Genomic DNA, 22637 nt, shown 5'->3' with positions numbered 1-22637 from the left:
GTCAATCCATGGCACGAAGCGCCCGATCCATCAACCGCCCCCGCAGGTGAAAAACCCACGCGCCACGATACCGCGCGGCGCTTCACGGCCATCAGGTTGTTTTGAAATCGTTTTTTAAAGCAATCGTAAAGGACGCGCCACCAGCCCGCGTTTACGGGCCGACTTCGCCGAATGCCTGTGTCCGGACCATCCGGGCGTACAACCCGTCGGCTTCCATCAGGGCCGCGTGGGTACCGCATTCGACCCCCTGCCCGCCCGCCATCGCGACCACCAGGTCGGCCGAGCGTACGGTCGACAGCCGATGGGCCACGACGATGGTGGTCCGCCCCTGGCGCAACTGGCCCAGCGCCTGCTGGACCAGGGCCTCGCTCTCGCTGTCCAGGGCGCTGGTGGCCTCGTCCAGCAGCAGCACGCGCGGGTCGCGCAGCAGCGCGCGGGCCAGGGCCACGCGCTGGCGCTGGCCGCCCGACAGGCGCTGCCCGCCCGGCCCCACCCGGGTGGCGAAGCCCTCGGGCAGCGCGTCGATGAAGGACTCCGCCGCGGCGGCGCGCGCCGCCGTGCGGATTTCGGCATCCGTGGCGCCCGGGCGGCCGATGCGGATGTTGTCGGCCACCGACAGGTCGAACAGCAGCGTGTCCTGGCTGACATAGGCGATGGCGTCGCGCAGGTCGCCCAGCCGGAGCGCCCGCAGGTCGACCCCGTCCAGCACGATGCGCCCGGCGCCGACGTCATGCAGGCGGGGGATCAGCGACAGGGCGGTGGATTTCCCGGCCCCGGACGGGCCGACCAGCGCCACGGTCAGCCCGGGCCGGGCCTCGAAGCTCAGCCCGTCCAGCCCGGCCCGTCCGTCCGGATAGAAGAAGGACACGTCCTCGAAGCGCAGATGGCCGTTGCCGGCGGGCAGCGGACGGGCATCGGGGGATTCGACGATGTCGGCGGGCTCGTCGATCACGGCGAAGATGCGTTCCAGCCCGGCCGCCCCTTCCTGCAACGCCGCGTTCAGCGATCCCAGCGCCCGCAGCGGGCGCGCGGCCAGCAGCAGGGCCGCCACGAAGCCGGAAAAATCGCCCAGCGTCGCGCCGCCCCGCGCGGCGCGCCAGCCGGCGAACCCCAGCACGGCGGCGACCGCCGAGCCACCCAGCACCTCCAGCACCGGATCGACGCGGGCCCGCCCCCGGGCGATGCGCTGCAGGGCCATGTGCAACTGGTCGAACGTGTGGCTGACGCGGGCCTCCTCGTTCTGTTCCAGCCGGTAGACGCGCACCGTGCGGGCCTGCGCGAAGCTTTCGGTCAGCAGGGCCGAGGTCTCGCCCATGCGTTCCTGCATGCCGCCCGAGGCACGGCGGACCTTCTTGCCCAGGCGCTGGATCGGCACCGCCGCGACCGGATACAGCACGGCGGCGATCAGGCTGAGTTCCCAATCCATGTAGAACATGGACACGACCAGGCCCGCGACCGTGACCACGTCGCCGATCGAATTGACCGCGCGGATCATCGCCTCGCGGATCGACACGGCATCGGTGGTGAAGCGCGCCGAAAGCTGCGCCGGGGCCTCGCGCTCGATGCGCGAGATATCGGTGTGCAGCAGATGCCGGAACATGCGCGCCTGCAGCCCGCGTATCACGATCAGGACCAGGTTCTGCACCGCCACGGTCTGGCCGTACTGGGACAGCGCCTTGGCGGCGGTGATCAGGATCACCAGCGCCGGCACCTGGTAGAGGATGCGCGGATCATGGGCGGCGAACATGTCCAGCGCCCGCTGGATCACCAGCGGGTACAGGCCGGTCAGCGACGCCATCACGACGGTCAGCCCGATCACCGATGCGATGCGCCCGCGATGCAGGCGCACTTCCGACCGCCACAGCCGGCGCAGCAGGACGGTACTGCGCTCGGAATTCTGCGGGCCGCCCCCGGGGGGCACCAGCGACGCGGCGGCAGGGGACGGGGTTCGAGGCGGGACGACGTTCATGGGGCTCTTTAAACAAGGAGTTCGCAACAAAGGAAAGCGACGGGCCGCCCGCCGGTTGCCCACCCGGTCAGGCGGTATCGGCGACCATGCGCTCAAGCTGGGCCATGCAGGCCCGCCGCCCGGCGCGGCATCCCCCTGCCATCCACCAGTCGCGAACCCGCTCCAGCACTGCGCCCACACGCGGCCCGGCCGCCACGCCGGCCGCCACCACGTCGCGCCCGGCCAGGGGGAAGACCGGCCGCGCCCGGGCCAGCAGGTCGGCCCGCAGCCCGTCCCATGCCGCCGAGGGCGCGCCTACCCGCTCCGCCTGCACCCGCCAGCTTCGCCGGACCAGGATCTCGGCCGCCTCGTTCGCCAGCATCCGGCGCCGCGCGTCGTCGTCCGCCCCCGGTTCGGGCACCTCCGGGTCGGGCGCCGCCGAATCGGCCGTCACGCCCAGGGAGGCCAGGGACGCGGCTTCGGCCCGCGACAGGCGCAACCGCGCCGCCAGAAGGCCGGGCGTCGCCCGGGCCAGGACGCCGAGGAACAGGATGGCGTCGGGCGGCGCCCCGGCGGCGACCAGCCGGGCCAGCGCCGGCAGGTCGTACCCCTCAGGCAGCAGCCGCGCCAGCACGCCCGTCCGCTCCATCAGCCCCAGGCTCTCCATCACGGCGGGGCCGGAGAGGATGCGCCGCAATTCGGACCAGACGCGTTCGGCCGACAGGCGCGACAGGGCCCCGGCCGCCGCCGCATCCGCGATCGCCGCCATCGCCGCCGCATCCGGTGTCCCTTGGCCATAGCGGGCGTGGAAGCGGAAGAAGCGCAGCACGCGCAGCGCGTCCTCGCGGATGCGGGTCGCCGGATCGCCGACGAAGCGCACATGCCCGGCTTCCAGGTCCGCCCGGCCGCCGAACGCATCATGCACCACCCCGTCCCGGCCGCAGGACATCGCGTTGATGGTGAAATCGCGCCGGGCCGCGTCCTCGGCCCAGTCGTCGGTCCAGGCGACGACGGCGTGGCGCCCGTCGGTACGTTCGTCCCGGCGCAGGGTCGTGATCTCGTAGGGGCGGCCCGCGATCACCGCCGTCACCGTTCCATGGGCCAGCCCGGTGGCCACGACCTTGATCCCCGCCGCCTCCAGCGCCGCCAGCACCTGGTCCGGCGGCTCCGGCGTGGCGAGATCGAGGTCCGAGACCGGACGGCCCGCCAGCAGGTCGCGCACCACGCCGCCCACCAACCGCGCCCGCGGCAGCACGGCCCACAGGCGGTCCAGCCCCGCCCGCCCGTCCGGCAGCACTGTCGCCAGACGGCACGGCAGGTCGTCCGCCGCCACGGCGCACCCGTACGTCATGCCGGGCCGATCACGCGGCACCCTTTACCGGGCATGCCATTCATTCGGATGCGTCGGGCGTCGGCAGGCGCGACAGCGGGAAGAAGACGTTGCGGCTCCACACCCCCAGGCAGGGCACGCCGCAACAGACCCCGGGGACCGCCAGGGCCGCCAGTTCGTAATAGACGGCACGGGCAATCCGGGCCTGGATGGGAAAGGCCCCGTCGCCGTCGCGCACATGCAGGTAGGGAACGGGGCCGCTGCCGCATTCCGCGCAGGGCACGTTCCAGTCGGCCTGGATCGGATGCTCCGGCCCGGCACAGACCACCAGATCCACATTGGTGCGGAAGGACAGTACCTGGCTGCGCCCGCACCCGGCCCAATGCAGTTCCACGGCAACGAAGGGCGCATCCTCGACGGTGATCGTCCCACGCTCGGTCGGGGTCTGCATCCAGTACGCCCCCTCGGCATCCCGCGTCAGGACCGAGGCGAACAGGCAGACCATCGGCTTGCGGCGGATCGGCGTGCCGCGATAGAGCCACGTCCCGTCGCGCTGCACCAGGAACGGCAACGCCCCGCAGGACCGCCCCGCCCCCCGCGGCCGCTCCGGAGGGGACGCGTGGGGGCCGGCGGCAGCCAGGGAGGAGCATTCCGCGCCGGCCAGATCGAAGGCGGCGTGCGTATTCTGATCGTCAGCCAACTGCGTTACCCGCGCCTGTTGAACCATGCTCCCCGATATAGGGATCAGACCCGACGTGATGAAACCCCCAACCCCCGATAAACCCCCCAACCAAACCCGGGACTTGATGAACCCGGACCTTGATGAAACCCCAGGACCTGTCAGATTAAGGGTATGACGATATCGGACGCCCTGCCCTCCGCCACCGGAACCGTACCGGACACCGCGCGCACCTCCATGCCCGACGCAGCCGCCGCCGACCTGGGCCTGGCGGACCGCCTGGGCGGCAAGCTGCAGGCCGCGCGCGCCGAGATCGGGCGCATCATCCACGGCCAGCGCGACGTCATCGATCAAACCCTCGTCAGCATCCTGGCCGGCGGCCATACGCTGCTGGTGGGCGCGCCGGGGCTGGGCAAGACGCTGCTGGTCACGACGCTGGGCACCGTGCTGGGGCTGGAGGCGCGGCGCGTGCAGTTCACGCCCGACCTGATGCCCTCCGACATCACGGGCAGCGAGATCCTGGACGAAGACGAGCATGGCCGCCGCAGCTTCCGCTTCGTGCGCGGCCCGGTCTTCTGCCAGTTGCTGATGGCCGACGAGATCAACCGCGCCAGCCCCCGCACCCAGTCGGCCCTGCTGCAGGCTATGCAGGAACACCGGGTGGCCATCGCCGGGACCGAGCACGCGCTGCCCCATCCGTTCCACGTCCTGGCCACCCAGAACCCGATCGAGCAGGAAGGCACCTACCCGCTGCCCGAGGCGCAGCTCGACCGGTTCATGCTGCAGGTCCCGCTGGGCTTCCCCGACGCCGCGGCCGAACGCGCCATGCTGCTGGCCACGACCGGAACCCAGGACGCCACCCCGCGCCCCGTCCTGACCGACCGCGAACTGATCGACGCCCAGCGCCTGGTCCGCGCCCTGCCGGTCGGCGACAAGGTGGTCGATGCCATCGTGCGCCTGGTCCGCGCCGCCCGGCCGGAAACCACGCAGGACGCGACCATCCGCGACTCCGTCGCCTGGGGGCCCGGCCCCCGCGCCGCGCAGGCCCTGATGCTGGCCACCCGCGCGCGGGCGCTGATGGACGGGCGCCTGTCGCCCAGCATCGACGACATCGCGGCCCTGGCGGAGCCGGTGCTGGCCCACCGCATGTCCCTGACCTTCACCGCCCGGGCCGAGAACAGGAGCCTGCCGCAACTGATCGACGGCCTGCTCCAGACCCTGGACTGACCGCCGGCGGTGACGCGATCCTCTCCCTCCCTCCCTGACCACGGGCCTGACGACCGGCCGGGCCGCGCGGCCCGGCTGCTGCGCCGCCTGCTGCGCCGGCCGCCCCCGAACGGCCGCGCCACGGCGGGCGGGGACGCGGCCCTCGATACGCCCGGCGCGGCCGTTCCCCTGCCCCTGGCGGCGGAAACGCTGGCCGCCCGCATGCCGGCCCTGATCCTCGCGGCCCAGCGCATCGCCGCGACCGTGGCGGTGGGCCACCATGGCAGGCGGCAATCCGGCCCGGGCGAGGATTTCTGGCAGTTCCGCCCCGCCCAGCCCGGCGAGCCGGTGACCCGGATCGACTGGCGGCAATCCGCGCGCAGCCTCCGCGCCTATGTGCGCGAGACCGAGGCCGAGGCCGCCCAGACGCTGTGCCTGTGGTGCGACCCCAGCGCGTCGATGCGCTGGCGCTCGGGCGCGGCGCTGCCGCTGAAATCGGACCGCGCGGTGCTGCTGGCCCTGGCGGTGGGCACGCTGGCGCTGCGCCAGGGGGAACGGGTGCGGGTGCTGGCCCCGGACGGCCCCATCGACATCCCCCCCGGCGGACGGGCGGCCCTGGACCGGCTGGCCGTGGCGCTGCTGCGGATCATGGAGGGCGGACCGGACAATCCCGGCCTGCCCAATCCGCACCAGGTTCCCCGCCATGCAAGGGTCGTGCTGCTGGGCGACGGGCTGGGCGAGATCGCGCCGCTCGACGCCCTGCTGCGCGGCCTGGCCGCGCGCCCGGCGCGGGCGCACCTGCTGCTGGTCAACGACCCGGCGGAGGCCAGCCTGCCCTATGCCGGGCGCGTCCGCTTCGCGGGGCTGGAGGACGAGGCCGCGATGACCCTGTCGGGCGTCGAAGGCCTGCGCGCCGCCTATCGCGATGCCTATGCCCGCCATCAGGACGATCTGGCATCCGTGTGCCGCGCCACCGGCCTGGACCTGATCCGCCATGTCACCGACCAGCGGCCGGAAACGGCGCTGCTGGCCCTGCACGCCGCCCTGATGGATCGGGGCGGCGCGGCCGGACGGGCAGCGCGGGGGGGGCGCGGCCGATGATCTTCCAGTTTCCCTGGCTGCTGGCGGCCCTGGCGGTCCTGCCCGTCATCTGGCTGCTGCTGCGCGCCCTGCCGCCGGCACCCCGGCGGCAGTCCTTTCCCGCCATCATGCTGCTGCGCGGACTGCACGCCCGGGTCACGGACGCGGCGACCGCGCCGCCCTGGCTGCTGCTGCTGCGCTGCCTGGCGCTGGCCGGCCTGATCGTGGGGCTGGCGGGGCCGGTGGTGCCACGCGACCAGGCGACGGGTCCGCGGGCCGAGGGCTCCGGCGATCCGCTGCTGGTGCTGGATAACGGCTGGGCCGCCGTGCCGGGCTGGACCCACCGGCTGGCCGCGCTGGACACCGTGCTGGACCGCGCCGGCCGCGCCGGACGCCACGCCCGGCTGCTGACGACCGCGCCCGGCCCGGCGGGCGAGACCCCGGCCATCGGCGCGGCGATGACGCCGTCCCTGCTGCGCGGCGCGCTGGATTCCACCCGCGCCATGCCCTGGCCGACCGATCGCGCCGCCGCCGCGCGGGCCCTGCGCGCGCTGGCCGCCGGCGGATGGCGGGGGCCGGTGGTCTATGTCTCCGACGGGTTGGCCGGCCCGGACGATCCGGCATTTGCTGCGGCGCTGGCCGCTATCGGCCCGGTACGCACTCTGACGGCGCCGGACCTGACGGTCGCGTCCCTGGTTCCCCCTGCGAAGGACGATCCCGGCGCGGCCGGCGACACGCTGCGGGTCGCGCTGGCCGCCCTGCCCCAGCCCCACCCACGCCACCTGACCGTGCGGGCCGAGGCCGCCGACGGCGGGGTGCTGGCGCTGGTCCCGCTCTCGCTGGCCGCCGGGGCGGACCGCGCCACGGCCGGCGTAGCGCTGCCCGCCGAACTGCGCAACCGCATCGACCGGCTGGTACTGGACGACATGCCCGGCCCGGCCGGCATGCGCCTGCTGGACGAAGGCGACCGGCGGCGGCCGGTCGGGCTGATCGGCGTCGCCGGCACCGATACCCCGCTGGTCGGGCCGCTGTTCTACCTGCGGCGCGCGCTGGCCCCCACCGCCGAACTGCGCGAGGGCTCGGCCGCGACCCTGCTGGCCCGCCCGCTCTCCGTGCTGGTCGCCCCGGACGGCGCGCTGGACAGCCCGCAGACCCGCCGCGCCGTCGCCGCCTGGGTGCGCAAGGGCGGCATGCTGGTCCGCTTCGCCGGACCGCTGCTGAACGGCAGCCCGGACCGCGACATGGCCTCGCCCGACATGCCCGCCGCCCCTATGGAAGCCCCCCAGGACGACGCCGCGCATCTCCCCCCCGCCGACACGCTGCTCCCGGTGCCGCTGATGCAGGGCGAGCGGCAACTGGGCGGCGCCATGTCGTGGGGCAAGCCGGAACAACTGGCCCCCTTCCCCGACGCCTCGCCGTTTCACGGACTGCCGATCCCGCCCGAGGTGACGGTGTCGCGCCAGGTCCTCGCCCGCCCGGCCGCCGACCTGGCGGATCATAGCTGGGCGCGCCTGTCCGACGGCACGCCGCTGGTCACCCATGCCGCGCTGGGCGCGGGCGAGGTCGTGCTGTTCCACGTCACCAGCACGGCGGACTGGTCCAACCTGCCGCTGTCCGGCCTGTTCGTCGCGATGTTGCGCCGGCTGGCCGAACGCGCGGCCGGCGTGGAAGCGCCCGCCGACCACAGCCTGCTCGCGCCGTACATGACGCTGGATTCCGACGCCATCCTTGGCCCGCCCCCGCCGGGCGCCCGCGCCCTGCCGGCGGACGCGTTCGGCACGCAGGCGGCCTCGTCCGCCCACCCGCCGGGCCTGTACGGCCCGCGCACCGCCCGCCGGGCCCTGAACCTGGGCGACGCGATGCCTCCCCTTTCCCCCCAGCAGCCGATCGGACAGGCCGCCAGCCTGGACGGCCAGCGCCGCGACCTGGTGCCCGGCCCGTGGCTGGTCGCGGCGGCGGTGCTGCTGCTGGTGCTGGACGCGCTGCTGACGCAGATGCTGCGCGCCGGGCGGCTGGCGGGCGGGCGCAGGGCCGCCGCCCTGGTCGTGGCCGGGCTGCTGGCCGCCCACGCGCCCGCGCGCCCCGCCCTGGCCGATCCGCCGCCGGCCGGCGTGCCGGGCGCCGCGCTGGAAACCCGGCTGGGCTATATCCTGACCGGGCACGACGATATCGACACCGTGTCGCGCCAGGGGCTGCAGGGCCTGTCGGATTACGCCAACGCCCGCACCTCCGCCGTGCTGGGCCATCCGGACGGCGTGGTGCCGGGCCGCGACGACCTGTCCTATTACCCGATGCTGTACTGGCCGGTCACGGCGGACGCGACCGCCGATCCGGCCCGCGCGGCGGCGCTGAATGCCTATATGCGCCACGGCGGAATCCTGATGATCGACAGCCAGGGCGTCGATCCGGCCGCCCCCGGCGGCGGGCATGACAGCTTCGCCGCCCCGGCGCCCGGCACGGCGGCGGCACTGCGGCGCATGACGCAGGGGCTGGACATCCCGCCGCTGACCCGGCTGACCGACCATCACGTGCTGGCCCACACCTTCTACCTGCTGCACGGCTTCCCCGGCCGCTATGACGGATTGCCGGTCTGGGTGGCGCGCGAGGGCGACAGCGCCAATGACGGCGTCAGCCCGGTGATCGTGGGCGCCAGCGACTGGGCCCATGCCTGGGCCGTGGATGCCCAGGGCGATACGCCCTACGCCACCATGCCGGACGGCAATACCCAGCGCGTGGCGGCCTACCGGTTCGGGGTCAATGCCGTGCTCTACGCCCTGACCGGCAATTACAAGGCGGACCAGGTCCACGTCCCGGCCCTGCTGCGGCGGCTGGGGGAATAACCGATGCCCGACCTGCACACCTTGCGCCACATGACGGGGTTCGCGCCCCTGGTTCCGTCCTGGGTGCTGTTCGTCCTGGCCGGCCTGGCCGTCGCGGCCGCCCTGGCCGGGCTGCTGCGCCGCGCGCGCGGCACGCTGTGGCGCGCGGCGGCGGCCGGCGTGCTGCTGCTGTGGCTGGCGGGGCCAGAGCGGATTCGCGAGGTCGGGCAGGTGCTGCCCGAAACCGGCCTGCTGATCGTGGACCAGTCGCCGTCGATGGGCATCGGCCAGCGCGCCGCGATCGCGCGCCGCGCGGCGGAACAGATCCAGGCCCAGGCCGCGCGCCTGCCCGGACTGACCCTGCGCACCGTCACCGTGCGCGGCGGCCACGACCAGGGCACGCAGCTCTTCGCCGCGCTGGACCAGGCGGCGGCGGACATTCCCCCCGGCCGGCTGGCCGGCGCCATCATGCTGACCGACGGCCAGGACCACGACGTCCCCGCATCCGTGCCCGACCATCTGCGCCCCACGGACGCCGCCGGCCACCGTACGAACCTGCCGCTGCACGTGCTGCTGACGGCGCGGGGCGAGGAAACCGACCGGCGCCTGCGCATCCTGCAGGCGCCGCCCTACGCCATCGTCGGCCAGACCGCGACCCTGCGGGTGCAAATCGACGATCTGGGTCCCCATCCGGCCGCCGACGGCCGGGCCGAACTGACCCTCAGCCGGGGCGGCGAGCCCCCCCTGCACCAGATGGTGCACGTCGGCACGCCGCAGGACATCACCCTGCCCGTCACCCATCCGGGCCCGATGCTGGTCGGCCTGTCGGTCTCGCCCCTGGCGGGCGAGGTCTCGACCGCCAACAACCAGGACGTGGTGCGCATCAACGGCGTGCGCGACCGGTTGCGGGTGCTGCTGGTCTCGGGCACCCCCAACCAGGGCGAACGGGTCTGGCGCCGGCTGCTGAAGGCCGATCCGTCGGTCGACCTGGTGCATTTCACCATCCTGCGCCCGCCGGACAAGGATGACGGCACGCCGCTGTCGGACCTGGCGCTGATCGCCTTCCCGGTGCGCGAACTGTTCCAGCAGAAGATCGGCCAGTTCGACCTGATCATCCTGGACGGGTTCGAGAACCGCGCCATCCTGCCGCGGGCCTATCTGGAAAACATCGCCGACTACGTGCGCAACGGGGGCGGCCTGCTGCTGATCGGCGGCCCGGAATTCCTCGGCCCCGGATCGCTGCAGGACACGCCGCTGGGCGACATCCTGCCGGCCCACGTGCCGGTGGACGGCGGAATGGTGGAACAGCGCTTCAAGCCCGCGCTGACCGCCGCCGGCCAGCGCCACCCCGTCACTGCCGACCTGCCGGGTGCCGGCACTGCCCCGGACGGCCATGATACCGGCCATGACGCCGACTGGGGGCCCTGGTACCGCGCGCTGCGGGCGGACACTTCCCACGGCCAGGCGCTGATGGACGGGCCGGACCACACGCCGCTGCTGATCCTGGACCGGGTGGATCGCGGCCGCGTCGCCTTCCTGCTGTCGGACCAGATCTGGCTGTGGTCGCATGGCGAGGGCGGCGGCGGCCCGCAATCGGAACTGCTGCGCCGGATCTCGCACTGGCTGATGAAGGAGCCGGAGCTGGAGGAGGAACAACTGACCGCCGCCATCGCGGACGGGCGGATGGTGGTGACGCACCGCACCGCCGCCGAGACCGGTCCCACGGCCGTGACCATCACCGCGCCGGACGGCATCACCCGGCAGGTCCCCCTGCGCCCCATCGGCATCGGCCTGTCGGAGGCCGCCGTGCCCGCCACCCAGCCCGGAATCTGGATGGCCGACGACGGCACCCATCGTGCCTTCGCCGCCCCCGCGCCCGGCGATCCGGTGGAATTTTCCGACCTGCGCGCCACCGCCACGATCCTGTCCCCCATGGCGGACCGGACCGGCGGCGGGGTCTACTGGCTGGGCGACGACGCGGCGCAGCCGCGCCTGCCGGCCCTGCACGCACCCGGCCCGGGCGCCGCGTCAGGCCCGGACTGGATCGGCTTTCCGCAGCGCGACGCCAGGCTGGTCACCGGCCGCACCGCCCGCCCCCTGCTGGCGGGCTGGATCGTCCTGCTGCTGGCGGGCGGGCTGCTGCTGGCCGGCTGGTGGCGGGAAGGAAGATGATTTCCGTCGCATTGGACCCTGATCTGGATTATGAAATGGCTGCCGGTTCCGCGTCCGGCAGGCCGGCCCGCCCCGTCACCCGCCGGCCCGCATCCGCCCCGAACAGGTCGCGCCTGTTATCGAGACGAGTGTCACTGAGACCAACGATGATTGTCAGATCCGGTATCCGCATCCTCTTCATCGCGCTGCTGGCCGGCAGTGCGGTGCTGATCGCTCCGATGCATTTCGCCTACGCCCAGGATGACGAGGAATCGGACGCCGAGGCCGCCGACGCCGCGAAGCAGGCCGAGGCCCGCCGCGCCGCCCGCGCCGCCGCGCCGCCGGCCGCGCTGCCGGGCGCGGTCTCGTCCGAGGACATCGGCGGCCACGCCAACGGCGACCTCAATCCCACCGCCGCCCTGTTCGACGCGATCAATCGCGGCAGCCTCGGCGCGGCGAAGGAAGCCCTGAATCGCGGCGCGGACACCGAAGGGCACAATGTGCTGGGCCAGACGCCGCTGGACATGGCCATCGACCTGAACCGCAACGACATCACCTTCCTGCTGCTGTCGCTGCGCACGCTGAACGACGACCACGTCATCGCGGCCTCGACCACCCATTCGGGCGTCTCGATCCAGAACGGTGCCGGGCATCTCAGCATCAACGGCAGCAGCCATGGCAAGCGCGTCGTGGTGGCGGGAAGCGGCGGCACGCCGCAGCCTTCGATCGGGTTCCTGGGCTTCGGGGGAAGCTAAGAGGCTGTGTCAAAAGCCCTGCTGCTGAGCGAGAGCGGCCAGAAGGGCCGCGCCCGGCGTGTGTTTCCGAGCACCGAAGCGGAGCGGCCTTATGGGCCGAGAGCATCGGAGCGCAGGAAACGCACGTCGGATCGCCAGCAGCAGGGCTTTTGACATAGCCTCTAAGGCGTCACCCGATCGGACGGCCAGGGCCCTGACCCTGGCCCGGGACCGCCAAAGGGCCTAGCCCTTCGGCGATTCGGTGGTGGCATCCAGGGACAGCGCCTCGTTGCGCAGCGTATCCAGCGGGATCATCTGCCCGTCGCGCTGAAGGTGCCAGAACGTCCAGCCATTGCAGGACGGCGCGTTCGTCAGCAGCGCCCCCAGCTTGTGGATCGACCCGCGCTGCGTGCCGCTGACCAGCGTGCCGTCCGGCGCCACGGTGGCGGACACGCGCTGATGGCGATCGTACATCACCGTGCCGACCGGCAGCAATCCACGTTCGACCAGGCTGCCGAAGGGCACGCGCGGGGTCTCGCGCTTCGCGGGGGTCGTCAGCACGCTGTCCAGCGGCACCGGGCGCTCGCGCCGGGCGCGGCCGATCGCGGCCTCGGCATAATCGGGGTGACGTTCGATGCCGATGAAGCGGCGGCGCAGGCGCCGGGCCATCGCCGTCGTCGTGCCCGTCCCCGCGAACGGGTCCAGCACGATGTCATCGACGTTGGTCGAGGCCACCAGCACCCGGTGCAGCAGGCTTTCCGGCTTCTGCGTCGGATGCAGCTTCAGCCCGTGGGAATTGCGCAGCCGCTCGCCCCCCGTGCACAGCGGCAGGTACCAGTCCGACCGCATCTGCACGTCGTCGTTCAGCGCCTTCATCGCCTGGTAATTGAAGCGATAGCGGCTGTCCGCCCCCCGTGCCGCCCAGATCAGGGTTTCATGGGCATTGGTGAACCGCCGCCCGCGGAAATTCGGCATCGGGTTGGATTTGCGCCAGATCACGTCGTTCAGGATCCAGAATCCCAGATCCTGCAGGATCGCGCCGATCCGGAAGATATTGTGATAGGACCCGATCACCCAGATCGTCCCGTCCTTGCGCAGCAGGCGACGTGCCTCGCCCAGCCATGCCCGGGTGAAGCGGTCATATTCCGCCAGGTCGCTGAACTTGTCCCAATCGTCATCGACCCCATCGACGACACTGTCGTCGGGCCGCCGCAATTCGCCGCGCAACTGCAGATTATAGGGCGGGTCGGCAAAGATGCAGTCGATCGACCCCGTCGGCAGGGTCTGCATCAGTTCGACGCAGTCGCCGCGCAGGATCTGGTCCAGGGGCAATTCCATCATCACCGCGCCGCTCATGACACGTCTTCCAGGACGGCGGGGACCAGTCCCGGCGCCATCCCGGGCGCCGCCGCGGGCACCAGCCCCAGCGTCAGTTGCCGAACCAGCCCGAACGCTTCGCGATGATGGGGGGTCGTGCCCGCGCGGCACAGCGCCGCACGATGCTCGGCGGTGCCGTATCCGGCATTGCGCTCCCACCCGTAGCCCGGCCAGCGGCAGGACAGCCGCGCCATCAGCCGGTCGCGCACCACCTTGGCCACGATCGAGGCCGCGGCGATGGACAGGCTTTCGCCGTCGCCGCCGACGACGCACTGCGCGGGACAGCCGAAATCGGGCGCGGCATTGCCGTCCACCAGCACCATGTCGGGCTGGTGCGGCAGCCGCGCCACGGCGCGGCGCATCGCCAGGAAGGCGGCACGCAGGATATTCAGCCGCGCGATTTCGGAAACCGAGGCCGCGGCGACCGCGATATGCACCCCCCGCGCCGCATGCAGCGCGGCATAGGCCCGCAGCCGCGCCGCTTCGGTCAGCTTCTTCGAATCGTCAAGCTGGGTGGCAAGGCGCCGGGGCACGCCCGAATCGAACATCACCGCGGCGGCCACCACCGGCCCCGCCAGCGGCCCGCGACCGACTTCGTCCACCCCGGCGACCCGGCCGCCATGCTGCATCTCGCGTGTGTAATCCGGCATCCACCCCATCCTGAACCGGGGCGGATCGGGCGCCACCGCCCGATTCGCACGCCGAATCACGTCCAGTAAGGATGGAAACCACCTTTACGCCATGTTGCGCAAGATGCTGATTCCACGCCGAGTCCTTTCAAACGGAAAAATCTTGCCCGTCATGCGACTCGACCGGCCGAAATCAGCCCTTCGCCTTGCGGCGCGGGGCGAAGATCAGTCCCATCAGCAGGCCCACCGCCGCCGCGATGCCGATCGACACCAGCGGCCGGTCCTGGACGAACAGCACCGCCTGTTCCAGCTTGCCCTCGCCTTCCTCATACAGTTCGGCGAATTCCTGCCGGGCCATGCCGGCCAGCTGGTCGGCCTTGCCTTCGGCCTGCATTCCCACGTCGCCGGTCAGGCCGCCGGCCGCGTCCTTCACCCGCCCCGTGCCTTCCTCGACCACGCCCTTGGCCTTTTCGACGAAGGTATCGCTGGTGGATTCGGTCATATCTTCCTCCTTAATCGGGATAGCGCTGCCAGGCAGGATGCCACTGTAATGATGGCAGCCTTAGGGCCATCCCACGCCTTCGGGGGCAGAACGAACGGGACGCGCCCCGGGTTCCGGAGCCAGGCGCCGCCGCACGTCCCCCGAGGCAGGACGATACCACGCGGAACGGGAAAAAGGATGGCCCCAGGCCGCATCCCAGCCCGGTCCCCCGCTGGCGGCGGGCGGCAGGACTGTTACATTTTTACACCGATTATAAGCAGGATTTAACGTCAATTCCCGACGCAGATGCTAACACTGCCCCCGAAGCCGCTCACGCGGCACGACGCGCCCGACGCCAACTGGATTGAGGAAGACCCGACGACCATGGACAAACCGACACGCGACCCTTCCGAAGCGCCCGCGCATGAGGCAGCCGGACGGCAGGGCGGGCCCCGGGGCGGATCACGTCGCCGTCTGCTTCTCTGGGGAACGGCGCTGGTCGGCGCGGCGGTGATCGCGGCGGCGTTCCTGCGGCCGCATACCGACGCCACCGGCGGCAGCGGCCGCCACGGCCACCAGGCGGTCGGGGACGCGCAGCCCGTTGCCGTGGCGACGGTCCATCCCGGCGACATGCCGATCGAACTGACCGAACTGGGCACCGTGGTGCCGATCACGAACGTCACGGTACAGCCCCGCGTCGACGGCTACCTGATGCAGGTCCTGTTCACCGAGGGCCAGCACGTGAAGAAGGGCGACCTGCTGGCGCTGATCGATACCCGGCCGTACGAGGTGGCGCTGGCGCAGTACCAGGGCCAGCTGGCCTCGGACATCGCGCAGCTCCAGCAGGCGCGGGTGGACAACGACCGCTACCAGCGCCTGGTCCGCCAGAACAGTATCGCGACCCAGACCGCCCAGGACCAGCAATACAAGGTCGCGCAGCTCGAAGGCACCGTGAAGGTCGACCAGGCCATGGTCGACAACGAAAAACTGCAGCTCGTGTACTGCCACGTCATCGCCCCCGTGGACGGGCGCGTCGGCATCCGCCAGGTGGACATGGGCAACTACGTGACCGCCGGGCAGACCAACGGGCTGGTCATCCTGACGCAAATGCAGCCGATTTCGGTCATCTTCACCCTGCCCGAAACCGAACTGGGCGCGGTGGCCGAGCGGCTGCGCACCGGCATCGCCCTGCCGGTCGCGGCCTGGGACAGCACCAACACGCGCAAGATCGCCGACGGCACGGTCAGCGTGCTGGACAGCCAGATCGACACCTCGACCGGCACGGTGCGCCTGCGCTCGATCTTCACCAACCAGGACGAAACCCTGTTCCCGAACCAGTTCGTCAACGCCCACCTGCTGGTCAACACCCAGCATAACGTGCTGCTGGTGCCGACCAACGCGGTCCAGACCGGGCCCAACGGACCGTTCACCTATGTCGTCAAGCCCGACAACACGGTCGAGGTCCGCGACATCAAGACCGGCGCCACCCATGGCGACGTGGTGGTCGCGGCCTCGGGCCTGAAGGATGGCGACGTGGTCGTGACCGACGGCACCGACCGCCTGCATGCGGGGTCGAAGGTCACCATCCCGGCGGCGGCCGACACCAAGACGGGCGCCGATACCAAGGCGGGCACGGACAACGGGTCCCGTTCGGGCGCCCAGGGTCGGCAATGACCCCCTCGGCCATGAACCCGGCCAATCCCCCGATCCGTCTTCCCCTGCCGGAGAGCCGTGCGTGAATCCCTCCCGCCTGTTCATCGAACGCCCGGTCGCGACCACGCTGCTGATGCTGGCCATCATGCTGGCGGGGCTGCTGGGCTATCACTTCCTGCCGGTCTCGGCCCTGCCGCAGGTCGAATATCCGACCATCACGGTCCAGACCTTCTATCCGGGGGCCGGGCCCGACGTCATGGCCACGTCGGTGACCGCGCCGCTGGAAACCCAGTTCGGACAGATGCCGGGCCTGGACCAGATGACGTCGCAATCGTCGGGGGGGGCCTCGGTCGTCACCCTGCGCTTCGGGCTGTCGATGTCGATGGACGTGGCGGAGCAGGAGGTGCAGGCCGCGATCAACGAGGCGCAGATGCTGCTGCCCACCGATCTGCCGGCGCCACCGATCTACGCCAAGGTCAACCCGGCCGACACGCCCGTGCTCACGCTGGGCATCACCTCGAAGACCCTGCCGCTGACCGAGGTCGAGGATTACGTCTATACCCGCCTGGCACAGAAGATCAGCCAGATTTCCGGCGTCGGGCTGGTGACGCTGTCGGGCGGCAACCGCAAGGCGATCCGCGTGCGGGTCAACGTGCCGAAGCTGACCTCGTTCGGCGTGGACATGGACACGCTGCGCACCACGATCGGCAACGTCAACGTCAACTCGCCCACCGGCACGTTCGACGGCGCGCAGCGCGCCTCCACCCTGCGGGTGGACGGCCAGATTTCCGGCGTGGACCAGCTCCTGAATCAGGTCATCGCCTACCAGGACAGCGGGCCGGTGCGCATCCGCGACGTCGCCACCGTCGTCCAGGGGCCGGAAAACACCCAGCTTGCCGCGTGGTCCAACCGCACCCCGGCTCTGGTGCTGAACGTCCAGCGCCAGCCCGGCGCCAACGTCATCGCCGTGGTGGACAACATCAAGTACGCCCTGCCGCAACTGCAGCAGGCGCTGCCGCCCGGAATCTCGATCACCCCCCTGACCGACCGGACGACGACCATCCGCGCTTCGGTCGCCGACGTGGAATTCGAACTGGTGCTGGCGATGGCGCTGGTGGTCGCGGTTATCTTCGTCTTCCTGCGCAACGTCCCCGCGACGATCATCCCCAGCCTGTCGGTTCCGCTGTCGCTGGTCGGCACGCTGGCCGCGATGTACCTGCTGGGGTTCTCGCTGGACAATTTGTCGCTGATGTCGCTGACGATCGCGACCGGCTTCGTCGTGGACGACGCCATCGTCATGATCGAGAACATCTCCCGCTACATCGAGGCCGGCGACGACCGCATGACCGCATCCCTCAAGGGTTCCGGCGAAATCGGCTTCACCATCATCTCACTGACCGTGTCGCTGATCGCGGTGCTGATCCCGCTCCTGTTCATGGGCGACGTCGTGGGGCGGCTGTTCCATGAATTCGCCATCACCCTGTCGGTGACGATCATCCTGTCCGCCGTCGTGTCGCTGACGCTGGTGCCGATGATGTGCGCGCGGCTGCTCAGTGAACGGCCGCACGGGCCGGACGCCAAGGGGTGGTCGGCCACGGTCGAACGCTGGACCGAATCGGTGATCGCGGCCTATGGCCGCGCGCTGACCGTGGTGCTGCGCCACCAGCCGCTGACCCTGCTGGTCTTCGTCTGCACCCTGGTGCTGACCGGCGTGCTGGCCTGGTTCATCCCCAAGGGCTTCTTTCCGGTGCAGGACACGGGCGTGGTCCAGGGCATCTCGGTCATGGCGCAGTCGACGTCCTTCGATGCCATGTCGACCCACCAGCAGGCATTGGGCGACCGCATCCTCCAGGACCCCGACGTCGTCAGCATGTCGTCCTTCATCGGCGTCGACGGCCAGAACATGACGCTGAACCAGGGCCGGTTCCTGATCAACCTGCGCCCGCACGACGACCGGTCGGAAACCGCCAGCCAGATCTCCGCCCGCATCCAGCAGGAGGTCGCGGACATCCCCGGCGCCAGCCTGTACCTGCAGCCGGTGCAGGACCTGTCGCTGGACACCACCGTGGCCGCGACCCAGTACCAGTTCCTGCTGGAAAACCCGGACTACGACCAGTTCCGCACCTGGGTGCCCACCGTCGTCGCCGCCCTGCAGAAGGAACCCGCCCTGGCCGACGTCACGTCCGACCTGCAGGCCGAAGGGCTGATCGCCCACGTGACCCTGGACCGCACGACCGGCGCCCGGTACTCGATCACGCCGCAGACGATCGACAACGTGCTGTATGATTCGTTCGGCCAGCGCCAGATCTCGACCATCTACACGCAATCCAACCAGTATCGCGTGATCATGGAGGCCGATCCCGCCTTCCAGAAAAGCCTGACCTCGCTGGACAAGCTGTACCTGCCCGGCATCAGCGGCAATTCGGGCAGCAGCACCTCGGGCCCGACCCGCGCACCCACCTCGGGCCTGGTGCCGCTGCGCTCGGTCACGACGGTGACGCGGGGCACGGCGCCGCTGCTGATCACGCATGTCGGCCAGTTCCCGGCCACCACCATCTCGTTCAACGTGTCGCCCGGCTATTCGCTGGGCGAGGCGACGAACGCAATCGAACGGGTGGAACAGTCGCTGCACCTGCCCGCCAGCTTCCAGACCTCGTTCCAGGGCACGGCGGCGGCCTTCCGCAACAGCCTGGGCAACGAATTGTGGCTGGTCCTGGCGGCGCTGGTCGCGGTCTATATCGTGCTGGGCATCCTGTACGAGAGCTTCATCCACCCGATCACCATCCTCTCGACCCTGCCGTCGGCGGGCATCGGCGCGCTGCTGGCCCTGCAGCTCAGCGGCGCGGGACTGGACGTGATGGGCATCATCGGCCTGGTGCTGCTGATCGGCATCGTGAAGAAGAACGCGATCATGATGATCGACTTCGCGCTGGAAGCCGAACGGGTCGAGGGGATGGAGCCCATGCACGCCATCCATCACGCCGCCCTGCTGCGCTTCCGCCCGATCCTGATGACGACGCTGGCCGCCATGCTGGGCGCGCTGCCGATGATGATCGGCACCGGCACCGGTTCGGAACTGCGCCGTCCGCTGGGCATCGCCATCGTCGGCGGGCTGATGGTCAGCCAGTTGCTGACCCTGTTCACCACGCCGGTCATCTACCTGCTGATGGACCGGATCAGCCTGCGCCTGCGCCGCCGCTTCGGCCGCACTGACGCCGATGTCGCCCCGCCCCGGACGGCGACATGAACCCAGTCCGCCTCTTCGTCCTGCGACCGGTGGCGACCACGCTCCTGACCGTGGCGCTGCTGCTGGCGGGCGTCATCGGCTACCAGGCGCTGCCGGTCGCGGACCTGCCGAACGTCGATTTCCCGGTGATCCAGGTCCAGGCCCGACAGGCCGGCGGATCGCCCGAGGAAATCGCCAGTTCGGTGGCGGCCCCGCTGGAACGCCGGCTGGGCGCGATCGCCGACCTGACCGAGATGACGTCCCAGTCCACGCAGAACCAGGTGCGGATCACGCTGCAATTCTCGCTGGACCGCGACATCAACGGCGCCGCCCGCGATGTCGAGGCCGCATTGCAGGCCGCGCGCGCCGACCTGCCATCGTCGCTGCGCCAGAATCCCAGCTATTTCAAGGCGAACCCCAACGGCGCGCCGATCATGATCCTGGCGCTGACGTCCCGCACGGCCACGATGCCGCAATTGTACGACATGACGACCAACGTCCTGCAGCAGCACCTGTCGCAGATCCGCGGCGTGGGCGAGGTCGAGGTCGGGGGCAGTTCCCTGCCCGCGGTGCGGGTCGAGATGAATCCCCTGCCGCTCTATAAGTTCGGCATCGGGTTCGAGGACGTGCGCGCCGCCCTGGCGTCGGCCAACGCCCATACGCCCAAGGGCTTCATCGACCAGAACGGCGTGCGCTACACGCTGGATACCAACGACCAGGCCCGCAGCGCCCAGGCCTATCGCGACCTGATCATCGCCTATCACAACAGCCGGCCGGTCCGCCTGGCCGACATCGCCCAGGTCAATGACGGGGTCGAGGACGTGCGCAATGCCGGCTATTACAACCGCCAGCAGGCGGTGCTGGCGATCATCTTCGCCCAGTCCGGCGCGAACGTGATCCACACGATCGACCAGATCAACGCGGAAATCCCGGCCCTGCGCGCCGCCCTGCCGCCCAGCGTCCAGCTTCACAGCATCCTGGACCGCTCCATCACCATCCGCGCCGCCCTGGCCGACACGCAGTACACGCTCGTGATCTCGGTCGTGCTGGTGGTGCTGGTGGTGCTGGTGTTCCTGCGGTCGGGCCGCACCACGCTGATCCCCGCCATCGTGGTGCCGACATCGATCATCGCCACCTTCGGGGCGATGAAGCTGCTGGGCTATTCGCTGGACAACCTGTCGCTGATGGCGCTCACGGTCTCCACCGGCTTCGTGGTCGACGACGCCATCGTGGTGATCGAGAACATCAGCCGCCACCTGGAATCCGGCATGGACCGGCGGCAGGCCACCCTGCAGGGCGCGCAGGAAGTGGCGTTCACCGTCTTCTCGATCTCGATGTCGCTGGTCGCGGTCTTCCTGCCCATCCTGCTGATGGGCGGCGTGGCGGGGCGGCTGTTCCATGAATTCGCGATGACGGTGTCGATCACGATCCTCGTCTCCATGGTGCTGTCGCTGACCCTGACCCCGATGATGGCGGCGCAGGTGCTGGGCGGCGACACGACGGCGCCCGCGGAACCGGCGACCGGACTATGGGCCCGCGTCGCCATGGTGCTGGAACGCATGCTCCACGCGCTGCAGAACGGATATGCCCGCACGCTGGACGGCGCGCTGGCCTATCCGCGCCTGGTGCTGCTGTCCCTGCCCTGCACCATCGCGCTGATGGTCGCGCTGTTCATCCACATGCCCAAGGGCTTCTTTCCCGACAGCGACACCGGCCTGCTGATGGGGCGCCTGATGGGGGACCAGTCGATTTCCTTCCAGGCCATGACCCAGAAGATCGACGAGACCCAGCGCGCGATCATGAAGGACCGCGACGTCGTCAGCGTGACCGGCTTCATGGGCGGGCGCGGTTCGGCCAACCAGGCCAACCTGTTCGTGGTGCTGAAGGACAAGTCCCAGCGCGGCGACCCGCCCAGCACCACGATCGCGCGCATCGGCCGGCGCCTGCGCAACATGGTCGGCGCGCATTTCTACGCCATGGCGCCGGGCACGCTGCGCATGGGCGCGCGCCAGAGCAACGCGGCCTATCAGTACACGCTGGAATCCGATTCGCCGGGCGAGCTGTACGAATGGACGCCGAAGCTGGTGGCGGCGCTGCAGAAGCATCCGCAACTGGCCGACATCTCGTCGGACATCCAGCAGGGCGGCTCGGCCCTGAACGTCGCGCTGGACCGCGAAACCTCGGCGCGGACCCTGATCACGCCGCAGCTCGTGTCCAACACGCTCTATGACGCGTACGGCCAGCGCGCGGCATCGGTCATCTTCAACGCGCTGAACCAGTATCGCGTGGTGATGGAGGTCGAACCCCGCTTCTGGGAAAATCCCGACAGCCTGAAGCAGGTCTGGGTCAGCACCGCCGGCGGAACCGCGAGCGGCGGCACGCAGTCGAATACCATCCGCGTCTCCAGCGCGGCCAGCGCCAGCACCGCCGCCGGCCTCAGCAGCCAGTCCTTCCGCAACCAGATCGCCAACAGCCTGGCCGGCGGCAATTCGGCCTCGAGCGGCTCGGCGGTCTCGACCAATTCGGAAACCATGGTGCCGCTGGACATCGTCTCGCGCATCACGCCGCAGCTCACGCCGCTCTCGGTCAACCACCAGGGCCAGTCGGTCGCGGCGACGATTTCGTTCAATCTCGCGACCGGCGTGTCGCTGGACCAGGCGGTCCAGATCGTGGACACCGAGATGGTGCGCCTGCACGTGCCCCCCACCATCCATGGCAGCTTCGCCGGCAATGCGGGCCAGTTCCAGAAATCGGTCAATAACGAACCGGTGCTGATCCTGGCCGCCCTGGCCGCGGTCTACATGGTGCTGGGCATCCTGTACGAAAGCTACGTCCACCCGCTGACCATCCTGTCCACCCTGCCCTCGGCCGGGGTGGGCGCGCTGCTGGCGCTGGACCTGACGGGCGAGGATTTCTCGCTGATCGCGATGATCGGGATGATCCTGCTGATCGGCATCGTGAAGAAGAACGCGATCATGCTGGTCGATTTCGCCATCGAGGCCGAACGCGACGGCCACAGCCCGGGCGATGCCATCCGCACCGCGTGCCTGCTGCGCTTCCGCCCGATCATGATGACGACGCTGGCCGCCGCCCTGGGGGCGCTGCCGCTGATCCTGGGCCATGGCTACGGGGCGGAACTGCGGCGCCCGCTGGGTATCGCCATCGTCGGCGGCCTGGTCGTCAGCCAGGCGCTGACGCTGTACACCACCCCGGTCGTCTATCTCTATCTCGACCGCTTCGGCAGGTGGTGCCGGGGCCGATACCTCTCCGCCGCCCGCGCCCTGACGGGCAGGCGCGATCCACTCTCCCAACAGGATGCCTGAA

General features: G+C 70.7%; 14 protein-coding genes. 8 read left to right on the top strand and 6 right to left on the bottom strand.

Annotation, left to right across the window (positions count from 1 at the left end):
- Positions 1–151 precede the first annotated feature (151 nt).
- From GDIA_RS15125 to GDIA_RS15115, 3 genes are all read right to left on the bottom strand, one after another.
- Positions 152–1969, bottom strand: a complete 1818-nt coding sequence (locus GDIA_RS15125) for an ABC transporter ATP-binding protein (protein ID WP_012554707.1) — start codon at positions 1967–1969, stop codon at positions 152–154.
- Positions 1970–2036: 67 nt separating this feature from the next.
- Positions 2037–3299, bottom strand: a complete 1263-nt coding sequence (locus GDIA_RS15120; RefSeq protein ID WP_012554706.1) for a CCA tRNA nucleotidyltransferase — start codon at positions 3297–3299, stop codon at positions 2037–2039.
- A gap of 40 nt (positions 3300–3339) precedes the next feature.
- Positions 3340–4005: a DUF1285 domain-containing protein gene (locus GDIA_RS15115; RefSeq protein WP_012554705.1), complete on the bottom strand. Its 666-nt coding sequence runs from the start codon at positions 4003–4005 to the stop codon at positions 3340–3342.
- 126 nt (positions 4006–4131) lie between these two features.
- Between GDIA_RS15115 and GDIA_RS15110 the strand changes: the two genes are divergently transcribed.
- The 5 genes from GDIA_RS15110 to GDIA_RS15090 all read left to right on the top strand — a co-directional run bounded on the left by GDIA_RS15110 (position 4132) and on the right by GDIA_RS15090 (position 11968).
- A complete protein-coding gene (locus tag GDIA_RS15110; RefSeq protein ID WP_012227874.1) occupies positions 4132–5184 on the top strand; it encodes an AAA family ATPase in 1053 nt (350 codons plus the stop codon).
- 9 nt (positions 5185–5193) lie between these two features.
- Complete coding sequence (locus GDIA_RS15105; protein ID WP_012554704.1) at positions 5194–6264, top strand: DUF58 domain-containing protein; 1071 nt, start codon at positions 5194–5196, stop codon at positions 6262–6264.
- Positions 6261–9083: a DUF4159 domain-containing protein gene (locus tag GDIA_RS15100; protein ID WP_012554703.1), complete on the top strand. Its 2823-nt coding sequence runs from the start codon at positions 6261–6263 to the stop codon at positions 9081–9083. Before GDIA_RS15105 ends, GDIA_RS15100 begins: the two co-directional genes overlap by 4 nt.
- Before the next feature lie 3 nt (positions 9084–9086).
- On the top strand, positions 9087–11234 hold the full coding sequence (locus GDIA_RS15095; RefSeq protein ID WP_012554702.1) for a hypothetical protein: 2148 nt from the start codon (positions 9087–9089) through the stop codon (positions 11232–11234).
- A gap of 146 nt (positions 11235–11380) precedes the next feature.
- Positions 11381–11968: an ankyrin repeat domain-containing protein gene (locus GDIA_RS15090; RefSeq protein ID WP_012554701.1), complete on the top strand. Its 588-nt coding sequence runs from the start codon at positions 11381–11383 to the stop codon at positions 11966–11968.
- Positions 11969–12190: 222 nt separating this feature from the next.
- Here the strand turns inward: GDIA_RS15090 and GDIA_RS15085 are convergent, their stop codons facing one another.
- The 3 genes from GDIA_RS15085 to GDIA_RS15075 form a co-directional block, all read right to left on the bottom strand.
- Positions 12191–13303 (bottom strand): site-specific DNA-methyltransferase, encoded by a 1113-nt coding sequence (locus GDIA_RS15085; protein ID WP_012227884.1) that lies wholly within the window; start codon positions 13301–13303, stop codon positions 12191–12193.
- A complete protein-coding gene (locus GDIA_RS15080) occupies positions 13300–13974 on the bottom strand; it encodes a ribonuclease HII (RefSeq protein WP_012554700.1) in 675 nt (224 codons plus the stop codon). The genes GDIA_RS15085 and GDIA_RS15080 overlap by 4 nt, the downstream gene beginning before the upstream one ends.
- Positions 13975–14146: 172 nt before the next feature.
- Positions 14147–14455 carry a CsbD family protein gene (locus GDIA_RS15075; RefSeq protein WP_012227889.1) on the bottom strand — a complete coding sequence of 103 codons (309 nt, stop codon included), beginning with the start codon at positions 14453–14455 and terminating at the stop codon, positions 14147–14149.
- 363 nt (positions 14456–14818) lie between these two features.
- Here GDIA_RS15075 and GDIA_RS15070 point away from each other — a divergent pair, with 363 nt between their 5' ends.
- The 3 genes from GDIA_RS15070 to GDIA_RS15060 all read left to right on the top strand — a co-directional run bounded on the left by GDIA_RS15070 (position 14819) and on the right by GDIA_RS15060 (position 22636).
- On the top strand, positions 14819–16108 hold the full coding sequence (locus GDIA_RS15070) for an MdtA/MuxA family multidrug efflux RND transporter periplasmic adaptor subunit (protein ID WP_081434749.1): 1290 nt from the start codon (positions 14819–14821) through the stop codon (positions 16106–16108).
- Between the two features lie 61 nt (positions 16109–16169).
- Complete coding sequence (locus tag GDIA_RS15065; RefSeq protein ID WP_012227893.1) at positions 16170–19334, top strand: efflux RND transporter permease subunit; 3165 nt, start codon at positions 16170–16172, stop codon at positions 19332–19334.
- On the top strand, positions 19331–22636 hold the full coding sequence (locus GDIA_RS15060) for an efflux RND transporter permease subunit (RefSeq protein ID WP_012554698.1): 3306 nt from the start codon (positions 19331–19333) through the stop codon (positions 22634–22636). The genes GDIA_RS15065 and GDIA_RS15060 overlap by 4 nt, the downstream gene beginning before the upstream one ends.
- Position 22637 lies beyond the last annotated feature (1 nt).

Source organism: Gluconacetobacter diazotrophicus PA1 5, from assembly GCF_000021325.1.
GTDB classification, from domain to species: Bacteria; Pseudomonadota; Alphaproteobacteria; order Acetobacterales; family Acetobacteraceae; genus Gluconacetobacter; species Gluconacetobacter diazotrophicus.
This window is presented reverse-complemented; position numbering and strand designations above follow the sequence as displayed.

What these genes read in the sequence shown, in the direction of transcription:
- GDIA_RS15060 (WP_012554698.1), top strand. Translation starts at nt 19,331, where the DNA reads ATGAACCCAGTCCGCCTCTTCGTCCTGCGACCGGTGGCGACCACGCTC.
- GDIA_RS15090 (WP_012554701.1), top strand. Translation starts at nt 11,381, where the DNA reads ATGATTGTCAGATCCGGTATCCGCATCCTCTTCATCGCGCTGCTGGCC.
- GDIA_RS15110 (WP_012227874.1), top strand. Translation starts at nt 4,132, where the DNA reads ATGACGATATCGGACGCCCTGCCCTCCGCCACCGGAACCGTACCGGAC.
- GDIA_RS15070 (WP_081434749.1), top strand. Translation starts at nt 14,819, where the DNA reads ATGGACAAACCGACACGCGACCCTTCCGAAGCGCCCGCGCATGAGGCA.
- GDIA_RS15080 (WP_012554700.1), bottom strand. Translation starts at nt 13,974, where the DNA reads ATGCCGGATTACACACGCGAGATGCAGCATGGCGGCCGGGTCGCCGGG.
- GDIA_RS15120 (WP_012554706.1), bottom strand. Translation starts at nt 3,299, where the DNA reads ATGACGTACGGGTGCGCCGTGGCGGCGGACGACCTGCCGTGCCGTCTG.
- GDIA_RS15085 (WP_012227884.1), bottom strand. Translation starts at nt 13,303, where the DNA reads ATGAGCGGCGCGGTGATGATGGAATTGCCCCTGGACCAGATCCTGCGC.
- GDIA_RS15115 (WP_012554705.1), bottom strand. Translation starts at nt 4,005, where the DNA reads ATGGTTCAACAGGCGCGGGTAACGCAGTTGGCTGACGATCAGAATACG.
- GDIA_RS15125 (WP_012554707.1), bottom strand. Translation starts at nt 1,969, where the DNA reads ATGAACGTCGTCCCGCCTCGAACCCCGTCCCCTGCCGCCGCGTCGCTG.
- GDIA_RS15095 (WP_012554702.1), top strand. Translation starts at nt 9,087, where the DNA reads ATGCCCGACCTGCACACCTTGCGCCACATGACGGGGTTCGCGCCCCTG.
- GDIA_RS15075 (WP_012227889.1), bottom strand. Translation starts at nt 14,455, where the DNA reads ATGACCGAATCCACCAGCGATACCTTCGTCGAAAAGGCCAAGGGCGTG.
- GDIA_RS15100 (WP_012554703.1), top strand. Translation starts at nt 6,261, where the DNA reads ATGATCTTCCAGTTTCCCTGGCTGCTGGCGGCCCTGGCGGTCCTGCCC.